The organism is Bilophila sp. 4_1_30 (assembly GCF_000224655.1).
Lineage (GTDB): Bacteria > Desulfobacterota > Desulfovibrionia > Desulfovibrionales > Desulfovibrionaceae > Bilophila > Bilophila wadsworthia.
This window is the reverse complement of record NZ_JH114232.1, coordinates 865496-876233: the sequence shown is the minus strand read 5'-3', so window position 1 is coordinate 876233 and position 10738 is coordinate 865496. Positions and strand designations below refer to the sequence as shown.

General features: G+C 60.2%; 9 protein-coding genes. 4 read left to right on the top strand and 5 right to left on the bottom strand.

Features of this window, described 5'->3' with window-relative positions; translation table 11 throughout:
• Positions 1-29: 29 nt before the first annotated feature.
• The 5 genes from HMPREF0178_RS10530 to HMPREF0178_RS10510 form a co-directional block, all read right to left on the bottom strand.
• Positions 30-737, bottom strand: a complete 708-nt coding sequence (locus HMPREF0178_RS10530; RefSeq protein WP_009733394.1) for an ABC transporter ATP-binding protein — start codon at positions 735-737, stop codon at positions 30-32.
• Positions 738-881: 144 nt separating this feature from the next.
• Positions 882-1643: an ABC transporter ATP-binding protein gene (locus tag HMPREF0178_RS10525; RefSeq protein ID WP_009733393.1), complete on the bottom strand. Its 762-nt coding sequence runs from the start codon at positions 1641-1643 to the stop codon at positions 882-884.
• The gene (locus tag HMPREF0178_RS10520) at positions 1640-2641 is read right to left on the bottom strand and encodes a branched-chain amino acid ABC transporter permease (protein ID WP_009733392.1); all 1002 of its coding nucleotides are present in this window, start codon (positions 2639-2641) and stop codon (positions 1640-1642) included. Before HMPREF0178_RS10520 ends, HMPREF0178_RS10525 begins: the two co-directional genes overlap by 4 nt.
• Positions 2638-3543 (bottom strand): branched-chain amino acid ABC transporter permease, encoded by a 906-nt coding sequence (locus HMPREF0178_RS10515; RefSeq protein ID WP_005024950.1) that lies wholly within the window; start codon positions 3541-3543, stop codon positions 2638-2640. Before HMPREF0178_RS10515 ends, HMPREF0178_RS10520 begins: the two co-directional genes overlap by 4 nt.
• Before the next feature lie 197 nt (positions 3544-3740).
• Entirely contained in the window at positions 3741-4871 is a 1131-nt protein-coding gene (locus tag HMPREF0178_RS10510; RefSeq protein ID WP_009733391.1) for a branched-chain amino acid ABC transporter substrate-binding protein, read from the bottom strand.
• 325 nt (positions 4872-5196) lie between these two features.
• Between HMPREF0178_RS10510 and HMPREF0178_RS10505 the strand changes: the two genes are divergently transcribed.
• The 4 genes from HMPREF0178_RS10505 to HMPREF0178_RS10480 all read left to right on the top strand — a co-directional run bounded on the left by HMPREF0178_RS10505 (position 5197) and on the right by HMPREF0178_RS10480 (position 10690).
• A complete protein-coding gene (locus HMPREF0178_RS10505; RefSeq protein ID WP_009733390.1) occupies positions 5197-6255 on the top strand; it encodes a YIP1 family protein in 1059 nt (352 codons plus the stop codon).
• Between the two features lie 476 nt (positions 6256-6731).
• Positions 6732-8117: a chloride channel protein gene (locus tag HMPREF0178_RS10495; RefSeq protein WP_232281253.1), complete on the top strand. Its 1386-nt coding sequence runs from the start codon at positions 6732-6734 to the stop codon at positions 8115-8117.
• Positions 8118-8221: 104 nt separating this feature from the next.
• On the top strand, positions 8222-9487 hold the full coding sequence (locus HMPREF0178_RS10490; protein WP_005024941.1) for a phenylacetate--CoA ligase family protein: 1266 nt from the start codon (positions 8222-8224) through the stop codon (positions 9485-9487).
• Between the two features lie 909 nt (positions 9488-10396).
• Positions 10397-10690, top strand: a complete 294-nt coding sequence (locus HMPREF0178_RS10480) for an integration host factor subunit alpha (protein ID WP_005024938.1) — start codon at positions 10397-10399, stop codon at positions 10688-10690.
• The last annotated feature ends 48 nt before the right edge of the window (positions 10691-10738 follow it).

The following is a 10738-nucleotide window of genomic DNA, read 5'->3' as shown; positions in this document are numbered from 1 at the left end:
GGCCCTTCCCCCTCCCCAAAGGCTTCGCCCTACGCCCCGAGATAGGCTTCCTGAATGCTCGGGTTGGCGAGGAGATGGGCGGCGGTGTCTTCCATGACAACACGTCCAAGCTCCAGCACATACCCTCGGGTCGCCAATTTGAGCGCGGCGCGGGCGTTCTGTTCCACAATAAGAATGGTCACGCCGGACTGGTTGATGGCGCGGATCGTCTCGAAGATGGACTTCACGAGCAGGGGGGCGAGGCCGAGCGAAGGCTCATCCAGCAACAGCAGCTTGGGCTGGCCCATGAGCGCACGCCCGATGGCCAGCATCTGCTGTTCGCCGCCGGAAAGCGTCCCGGCAAGCTGATCCTTGCGCTCGTGCAGACGGGGGAACAGATCAAAAATCCAGTCCAGCGTCTGCTCGGCCTTTTCCTTGTCCCCCACGGTGAACGCACCGAGGCGCAGGTTCTCGAGCACGGTGAGCACCCCGAACACCCGGCGGCCTTCGGGCGACTGCGTCAGCCCGCGCCGGACCACTTCATGGCTCGGCAGGGTGTGCAGATCCTCTCCCTGAAAACGAACCGCGCCGCCGGAAGCCCGCACAAGCCCGCTGATGGTCAGCAGGGTCGTGGTTTTTCCGGCGCCATTCGCACCAAGGATACTCACGATTTCGCCTTCGTCAACGCGCAGGCTCACGCCGTGCAGCACTTCTTCCGTGCCGTACCCGGCTTGCAGATTTTCGACTTCCAGAAACATCCGAACTCCCGGATCGTCCGTTTACAGACGGGAAAAACATATCCCCCCCCCTCCACTACGAAAAATTTAGGAGGGAGGGGATGGGGTTCGGGGAGGGGGAGGGAAGCCCTTTTTAAAGGGTTCCCTCCCCTTCCCCGATGCTCTCTAATCATCCTGCCCCAAATAGGCTTCAATAACTTTAGGATCGCGGCGTACGACGTCGGGCGAACCGCTGGCGATAAGCGAACCGTACTCAAGTACAAGAAGCTTCTCGCACACCTTCATGACAAGGCCCATGTCGTGCTCGATGAGCAGCACCGTCACCCCCCGCTGGCGGATGGCGTAGATAAGCTCAATCAACACCGCCGTTTCAGGGTCGTTCATGCTCCCGGCGGGCTCGTCAAGAATGATGAGCTTGGGATCGGAGGCCAGCGCGCGGGCGATTTCGAGCAGGCGCTGGTTGCCGTAGGACAGGCTCCCGGCCTCCTCGGCATAGCTGTCGGCAAGGCCGACGAACTCCAGTTCGTTCATGGCCCGCTCAAGGGCGGCCCGCTCCTCACGGCGCTGCGCCGGAGTGTGGAACATGGAACCGATGATCCCGCTGTGCATCCGGCAGTGGCGGCCCGCAAGGACGTTTTCCACCAGCGGCAGCGTGGGGAACAGGCGGATGGACTGGAACGTCCGGGCAATGCCGAGGCTCACGATGGTATGCGGCTTCATGCCCTTGATGGACTGCCCGGCAAACCGGATGTCGCCCCCGTCCGGGACGTAGTTTCCCGTGATCAGGTTGAACACCGTGGTCTTGCCCGCGCCGTTGGGCCCGATGAGCCCCACGATGCTGCCCTGCTCCACGTCAAAGGACACTTCGTTCACGGCGGTCAGGCCGCCGAAAATCTTGGTCACGGTCTGCAAAGAGAGAAGGCTCATGCCGCGCCCTCCTTCCGGGCCGTCCGGGGAGCGACCGGCGAACTGAAATCACGCGTGCGCCGCAACAGCCGCCGCACATCGTACCGGCGCGGCGAAGGCGGCAGGAGCCCCTGCGGGCGCACCACCATCATGATCATCATGGCAAGGCCGAAGACCAGCATACGGGCGCTGGCGAAGTCGCGGAACATTTCCGGCAGGGCCACGATGAGGAAGGTGCCGAGCAAGACGCCGATCTGGCTGCCGCCGGAGAGGATGACCACGGCAAAGACTACCACCGATTCCCAAAAGGTAAACGAGCTCGGGGAAATGATGGTCATCTTGGCGGCAAAGAGGTTCCCGGCCATGCCCGCCCAGAACGCGCCGATGACGAAGGCCATGAGCTTCAGGTGCGCCACGTCCATGCCGCAGCCCTCGGCGGCGGTGTCGTCTTCCTTGATGCAGTTCAGCGCGCGGCCGAAACGCGACTCGGAAAGCCAATGGAACAGCAGTACGGTAAGCCCGACCATGATCCAGATGAGGTAATAGAACTGGATGGCCTTGCGGATCTTGATGCCGAAGATTTCCGGGCGCGCAATGCCGAAAATGCCGTTCGCGCCGCCGGTCAGCCCGAACACGTCGTTGATCAGGGCGATGCGGACGATTTCCACGATGCCGATGGTCACGATGAGCAGGTAGTCGCCGCGCAGGTGGATGATGGGCCGGGCCACGACCAGCGCGAACAGCGCCGCCGCCGCGCCCGCCACGGGGATGAGCAGCAGGATGGGGATCTGGTAGTGCGTGTTCAGGATGGCGGTCACATACGCGCCCACGGCATAGAACGCCGCGTGCCCCATATGGAAGATCCCCGCCTGGCCGAGGATGACGTTCAGGGAGAGCGCCAGCAGCGCGTACAGGCCCACGTTGACGGCCACTTCGGTCCAGTAGGTGTTCATGCCGAACGGCAGCACCGCCACAAGGACGGCGACCAGCACGGGGTAATAGCGTTTGAACAGGCTCATAACTTGTCGGCCACCCTTTCACCGAGGAGGCCGGTGGGCCTGATGATGAGAATGAGGATGAGCACGAGGAAGGCAATGGCGTCCTTCCACGCCATGGCGAGATACGACGCGCCGAGCGCCTCGATCACGCCGAGCAGCAGCCCGCCGATCATGGCTCCGGGGATGTTCCCGATGCCGCCGAGGATGGCCGCGGTGAACGCCTTGAGGCCGTAGGACCAGCCCATCGTAAAGTCGATCTGCCCGTAGTACGTGCCCACCATAACCCCGGCGACGCCGCCGAGCCCCGCGCCGATGAAGAACACCAGCGAGATCACGCGGTCCACGTTGATGCCCATGAGCCGGGCCGCGCCCTGATCGATGGCGACGGCGCGGATGGCAGTCCCCATACGGGTGCGGTTGATGAAGGCGTACAACGCCAGCATGAGCACCAGCGAACTGACGATGACGATGACGCGCATCAACGGCACGTTCAGCCCGAAGATATTGAACGTCAGCGTGGGAATGAGGTTTTCCGGGTAGACGTAGACGCGCGCGCCGTAGATGAGCATGACCGCGTTCTGGAAGACGATGGACGCGCCAAGGGCGGACACCACGGCGGCAAGGCGGTTGGCCTTGCGCAGCGGGCGGTAGGCCACCCGCTCCAGCGCGACGCCGAGCAGGGCCACCAGACCGAACACGATGATCACCACAAGCCCCACCGCCAGTACGGGCGTCATGCTTCCGGAGAGGCCGCCGGACACAAGCAGAGTCATTCCGAGATACGCCCCGATGGTGAAAATGTCGCCGTGCGCGAAGTTGATCAGCTTCAACACGCCGTACACCATCGTATAGCCGAGCGCGACGAGGGCATAAATGCCGCCCACGGCAAGGCCATTGATGAGCTGCTGTAAAAATTCGTTCATATCATCAGGAGGTTTGATAAAGGATTGAAGCGGACGGAAGCGGAACTCCCGAACCCGGAACCTTATGGCCCCGGCCCGCCGTGTCGGAAGCCCCAGACACGGAAGCACGGCGACCGGGGAACCCCGTCACCGTACCCAAGAAAAGAAGCTGAAACTTCTGAGGCTCCCGGAAGGCATCCTCCCGGGAGCCGAAAACCTTACTTCTGAAGCACGAACCCGCCGTTGCCGTCCACTTCGTAGACCTTGTAAAGGTCGCCGATGCGGTCGCCCTTTTCGTTGAAGCCGAGCTTGCCGGTCAGGCCGGGATATTCCTTGAGATCCTTCTTGAGGTACTTGGCCACGGCTTCCGGATTGGCATCCGTCCCGGCCTGGAGCGCCGCGACGATGACTTTGAAGGCGTCGCCGGCCAGCACGGACCACACGGAACTCGGCAGGCTGTTGTACTGCGCCTTGTAGCGGGAGAAGAAATCCTTGGCTTCGGGGGTATCGAAGTCGTGGGCGGACGGCGGGCTGATGAAGAAATAGCCCTTGGCGGCATCCTTGCCCGCGATCTTCACGAGGTCGGTATTGTTGGCTGCGTCGCCGCCCATCATGGGCACGTCCCAATGCATTTCCTTCTTCTGGCGGAGCAGCATACCCGCTTCGGGGTAATAGCCGGTGAAGAAGATGAGGTCGGGATCGGCGGCCTTCAGCTTGGTGAGGATGGCGGTGTAGTCGCGCTCGCTCGGGGTCAGGGCGTCGTAGAACACCACAGGCACGCCCGCGTCCTTGAGGCCCTTCTGCGCTTCTTCGGCGAGGCCCTTGGCGTAGGAGGAATTGTCGTGCAGGATGGCGACCTTCTTGAAGCCCTTGGCGGCAATGACCTTGCTGGCCACGCGGCCCTGTTCGTCATCGCGGGGGCAGGTGCGGAAGAAAAGGGGAAGGCCCTTTTCCGTCAGGCGCACGCTGGTGGACCCCGTGGCGATCTGCATGATTTCGGCTTCGTCGATGATGTTCTGGGAAGCCTCGGTCACGGCGGAACCGTACGTCCCGATGACCGCCATTACCCCGGCGGAGGCCAGCTTCTGGGCGGCGAGGGAGGCCGTGCGCGGATCGCCCGCGTCGTCTTCCACAATCAGCTCGATCTGCTTGCCGTTGATGCCGCCCGCCTTGTTCACGTCCGAAACGAGCAGGCTCACGATCTGCTGCATGTCCTGGCCTTCGCTGGCCCACTTGCCGGTAAGCGGGCACATCAGGCCGATGCGGATAGCGTCCGCGGCAAAGGAGGGACCGGCCGCCAGCATGAGCATGGCGGCGACAAGCATCAGTTTTTTCACAAGTTTGTTCATGCTTTCCCCTGAGAAATGGAACGTTTTTCGGATGGGACGACGGGGCGGGACGGCCGGGGCCCTGCTTTTCCGAAAGAAACAGACGGCATCCCGCATGGTGCCAAGCATCTACCGTACAACAAAATAAGGAAAAACGGAACCCGCTCCGGGCACGTCATCCGCCCCGTTTTTCGCCGGATCGCCGCGTCGGGCAGGGCAAAAGGGGCCGCCCGGGCCTGCGCACCGCCGAAAGCTACGGATGAGAGTACAAAAATTCGTCCCTTGATTTGTAGAAAATGAGACTATATGTTCAGTGCAATGTACGATTTTCCCTTAGAGGTGCCCTGTGCTGATCCGTTGCCCTGAATGCCGGTTTGAACGCCAGATAGACGAGAACGCCATTCCCGCCAATGCGGCGATGGCGACCTGCCCGCATTGCCAATACCGTTTCCGTTTCCGCAACCCGGACGGAACGCCCGTTGTCGACGAGACGCCCGCAGCCGCTCCCGCCCCGCAAACGGCTCCCGCCGGGCGCCCCCTGCCTCCGGATTTGGACGGCGACGATCCGCTGCCGCCCGGAGCGATGGTCCCCCGTATTCCGGGCGACCATGACGCCTCCGCGCCGACTCCCGAGGCCCCCGAAGCCGAGCCCCAAAAAGGCCAGCCGGAACCCCCGCAAAACGTTGCGGAAAAGCGCTCCGACTTCTGGAACAATTTCCAGAAGAAACGCGACGGGGAAAGCAAGGGCAAAGGCGGCATCGCAGCCGCCATGCATGTCGACGGCACCGACGTCCCGTGGGAAGAGCCCAAGCGCTACAACCTCTTCATGGCCCTTTACCAGACCATCCTGCGGGTGATGTTCAACGCGCCCCGCTTCTTCGCCGCCCTGCCCGCCACCAACGGCAAACTGACCCGCCCGCTCGTGTTCTACCTCATCCTCGGCATGTTCCAGACCCTCGTCGAGCGCATGTGGTACCTCATGAGCATTCAGGCCAGCGGGCCTTCCATCACCGACCCCAAATTGCAGGAAGTCCTCGGCGACGTGGCCCAGAGCATGAGCCTGCCCCTGACCATCCTCCTGACGCCGGGCATCCTTGCCATCCAGCTCTGTTTCTTCGCGTCGGTCTTTTACCTCATGCTGCGGCTCGTACAGCCGGAAAACGTCCAGTTCCGCACGGTGTTCCGGGTCATCGCCTACAGCGCCGCGCCCACCGTGGTCTGCGTCGTCCCGCTGGTCGGCCCGCTCGTAGGCAGCATCTGGTTCGGCGTCTGCTGCTTCATCGGATGCAAGTACTCCATGCGCCTGCCGTGGTCCCGCACCGGGCTGGCCCTCGGCCCGCTCTACCTCATCGCGTTCGCCATCGGTATGCAGCTTATCCGGCAGTTCCTGAGCATGAGCGCCTAAAAAATACTGTATTGGGGAAGGAAGGGAAAACGTTTCCGGAGAAAAGGGAAGCCCACACACACTTTCCCCTCCCTTCCCCAAGCCTGCCAGCGCGGAGCCCTTCCCTCCCCTATCTTAAGGGCTTTTGTGTTTTTCGAATCCCTGTCCGCAGCGCGCCCCAAAGCGGACTCTTTGGGGAACGGTAGGCATTTCAGCGTGGAAAGGTTCCAGCACGCTTCGTCCCCGCATAAAAAACACCGCTCACGGCTCTTTTTCCTTCTTCAAACCGCTTTTTGCGAGTCTTGAACAGCAAAAAACCGCCCTCCGAATGATTACGGACGGGCGGTTTCTCCCTTTTCTCAAGGGGGATAGCCTTTTCTTCCGCTTTTCGGCATAACAGGATCCCCCGGACGGCAAACGTCATCTCCGAAACGACGCCTGACGCCCATAACGCCTCTCGGAAGGAGACAGGGGAAACGTTCCTCCCCGCAATGCCCATGAAAAGAAAAACGAAAGTCCGGATCGCAAGATTCACCCGGCAAGTGCCGATCCTCCGCGAAATGCAGGCCCTGCGCAACGAAAGCGTGCTCCGCCTCGTCGTGCAGGCGGCCTTTGTCGGCGGCTGCACCGGAGGCGTCATCGGCGTGTTCCGCTGGCTCTATGATCACGGCAACGCGTGGATCGTCTCCACGCTCAGGCACGGCGCGAACGACCTTACCACAGCGCTGATCGTCTTCGGCACGCTCACTCTGCTGGCGCTCATCGTAGGCCAGATGGTCAGGAAGGAGCCCCTCATCAGCGGCAGCGGCATCCCCCAGACGGAATTGGCGCTGGCCGGGCAGCTTCCCTATCCGGGATTCCGCATTGTAGCCTCCAAATTCGTCGGGACCCTGCTGTCCCTGTCAGGCGGCCTCTCCGTGGGTCGCGAGGGCCCGAGCATCCAGATGGGCGCGGCCGTGGGCTGCGGTTTCGGACGGATCTTTCAAAAACTGACCGGCGAAGATCCGGGCCATGCGCCGCGCTTTCTCATCGCGGGCAGCGTCGCCGGGCTTGCCGCCGCCTTCGGCGCACCGTTCGCGGGGATGCTGTTCGCTTTTGAAGAGGTCAAAACCATCGTGACCGTGCCGCTCCTGCTGTTCACCGGCGTGGCCTCGTTCTCCGCATGGTTCGTCATCACCATTTTGTTCGGCTTCGGGCTGGTATTCCCCTTCTCGTCCATTCCCCCCCTAGACTGGGGGCAGATGTGGATCCCCGTGCTGTTCGGCGTGGGGACGGGGCTGTTCAGCGCCCTCTACAATACCGCCCTGCTCCGCGTGACGGAATTCCATGACCACCAAAAACTGGTCCCGGCTCCCCTCAAGCCGCTCCTGCCCTTCCTGCTCAGCGGTGTCCTGTTGTACGTCTATCCGCAGGTGCTCGTGGGCCTCGGCTATTCCACAGCGGATCTCGGCGGCCTCACGCCCAACGGCCCGCTCCTGCTCGGCTCGGTGGCGCTCCTCCTGTTCGTCAAAATCATCTTCTCCATCCTGAGCTTCGCCTCCGGCGTGCCCGGCGGCCTGCTCATGCCCATGCTCGCCATCGGCAGCATGGTCGGCGCCGTGGGCGGGACCCTGCTCATCGGAAACGGTTTTTCCGCGGAACCGCAGCTTCCCGCGTATCTCGTACTCGGCATGGCCGGCCTGTTCTCGGGCACGGTGCGGGCGCCCCTCACCGGCACGGCGCTGGTCGCGGAAATGTCCGGCGCGTTCCAGTGTCTGCCCGAAATGGCCATCGTCGCCTTCATCTCCACGGTCGTCGCCAACGGGGTCGGCTCGCCCCCGGTATACGACTCCCTGAAACGCCGCATCCTCGTGAACAAAAATGCCTCATCAAAAATCGAATAACATTTCGATATACTTCATTTTTTAAAAAAAGGCTTGCATTATTCCAAATAAATACGCTAAGCAAGACCTTTCCCCGAATTCCAAACAGTACGGAGCATGATGACATGACCCGCAAAGACCGCACCGAAGGCATCTACAACCGCCGCGAAGTGCTCGACGAGAGCGAACGCCGCCAGTATTGCCTGATCCAGCTCAAGGACCTGCTCTCCTACGCCTACAGATATTCTGAAGACGTCAAGAAACGCTTTGACCGCGCCCAGTTCAACGTGGAGAAGTTCAAGACCCTTTCCGACATCAAGCACATCCCGCTGCTGAAAAAGAAAGAGCTCATCTTCCTCCAGTCCATCGGCCCCCGCCTCGGCGGACTGCTGACCAAGGACATCGGCGAACTGAAGCGCATCTTCCTCTCGCCCGGCCCCATCTTCGACCCCGAAGACCGCATGGACGACTACTGGGGCTACACCGAAGCCTTTTATTCCGTAGGGTTCCGCCCCGGCGACGTGGTTCAGGTAACCTTCAACTATCACCTGTCCCCGGCCGGGCTGATGTTTGAAGAGCCCCTGCGCAACCTCGGCTGCGCCTCCATCCCGGCGGGCCCGACCGATCCCGGCACGCAGCTCGACATCATGCAGAAGCTGCGCGTGTCCGGCTACGTGGGCACGGCGAGCTATCTGATGCACCTCGCCCAGAAGGCCGAGGAAAAGGGCATCAACCTGCGCAAGGATCTCTTTCAGGAAGTGGCTTTCGTCACCGGCGAACGCCTCTCCGAAAAGATGCGCAACCAGCTCGAAAAGAAGTTCGACATCATCCTTCGTCAGGGCTACGGCACGGCCGACGTGGGCTGCATCGGCTACGAATGCTTCCATAAGACCGGCCTGCACATCTCGAACCGCTGCTACGTGGAAATCTGCCATCCCGACACCGGCATCCCGTTGAAGGACGGCGAAGTGGGCGAAATCGTCGTGACCTCGTTCAACAAGACGTACCCGCTTATCCGCCTTGCCACGGGCGACCTGTCCTACATCGATCGCGCCCCCTGCGCCTGCGGGCGTACCAGCCCGCGCCTCGGCAGCATCGTGGGACGCGTGGACACCACCGCCCGCATCAAGGGCATGTTCGTCTACCCCCATCAGGTGGAACAGGTCATGGCCCGCTTCGAGGACATCAAGCGTTGGCAGATCGAGGTCATCAACCCCGGCGGCATCGACGAGATGATCCTCTATGTGGAAGCCAGCAACTTCCATCAGGAAGACGAACTGCTGCACCTCTTCCGCGAGCGCATCAAGCTGCGTCCGGAACTCAAGGTGCTTGCCCCCGGTACGCTGCCTCCGCAGATCAAGCCCATCGAAGACAAGCGCGAATGGGATTAGTTTCCCTATAGTGCTGAATGTGGGGGAGGGGAGGGGGTAAACTTTCTGAAGAAAGTTTCCCCCTCCCCTCCCCCCACGCCCCCTCCTCTCTCCCTTCCAAGATTTTCGACTTTATCGAATCCCTCATCCGGGCCTTTCCTCTTTTGTGGGAACCGTGCTCATCTGTTTGAGCGCCCGCTTGGCTCTCATTCCACCCAACGCTGTGAATGTCACAGGTATCTTAAAGAGCAGAGGAATTGATGCCAGACGTACGCGGCACAAGAGCCATGCTCAACCGTGCCTGTGGCCTGTATGGGAACATCCCAAAGATGAACACGAAAAAGCAGCGGCTCTGTGTACGAAAACGCGGAAAAACGCTGTCGCAAGTCCCCTCAAGGTCATTTTTCCCCCTGGAGAAGGAGCTCCCAGAAAAAAACGTAACAATTTTTCTTTTCGGTTTTTTGCTTCCTTATTCTGTGTACATCACGATTCTTTTTTCACAATAAAAAGATATTTCAGCTATGCATCCTGCTCATTTTCACAAAAAATTACGTTATTCCAATAAAGTAAATCAGCTGTTCTTTTATTTTGCGTCCTTCTCCTTCGATATATCAATTTTACAAATAAAATTAATATATTAAATGCAATACTTCAAATAGTATAGATTTTTTTCACAAATAAGTAAGGAACATGTTCTCCCAAAACAGAAGATTTTTTCCTCGTTTTGGGCAAAAAAAAGCGTCATTTTATGACGATAGCGAAAAGGGGGAATTGAAATACAAACTCAGATAGGGCATAGTCTCAAAACAGTGCGGCACATGACCGCTGTTCTTCCACAGCGCCTATTCCACCGTCCTCGCAAACGGTACGGGACCGGACGGGCCGCACCAAAATATGTCGCTAGCACAGCGAGATTCCGGAGAAGAAACCATGAGCAAAACCGTCACCAAAGCAGATATCGCCAAGTCGATTTGCGCCCAGTCCGAGATGAAGCAGCAGCACGCTAAAAAAGTGCTGGATGCCATGCTCGGAATCATGAAGAAAGCCCTCAAGGAAGAGAAGGAAATGCTGCTGAGCGGTTTCGGCAAGTTCGAAGCCTTCACCAAGAAGAACCGCAAGGGCCGCAACCCCCAGACCGGCGAAGAAATCACCCTTGACTCCCACGACGTGCTGGCTTTCCGCATCTCGCGCAAGTTCAAGGCCGCCATGAATTCCGAGCAGTAATTTCAAGGCTCAGTGAAGCTATTTGGAGGGGGCGGGAGAAACTTTCTT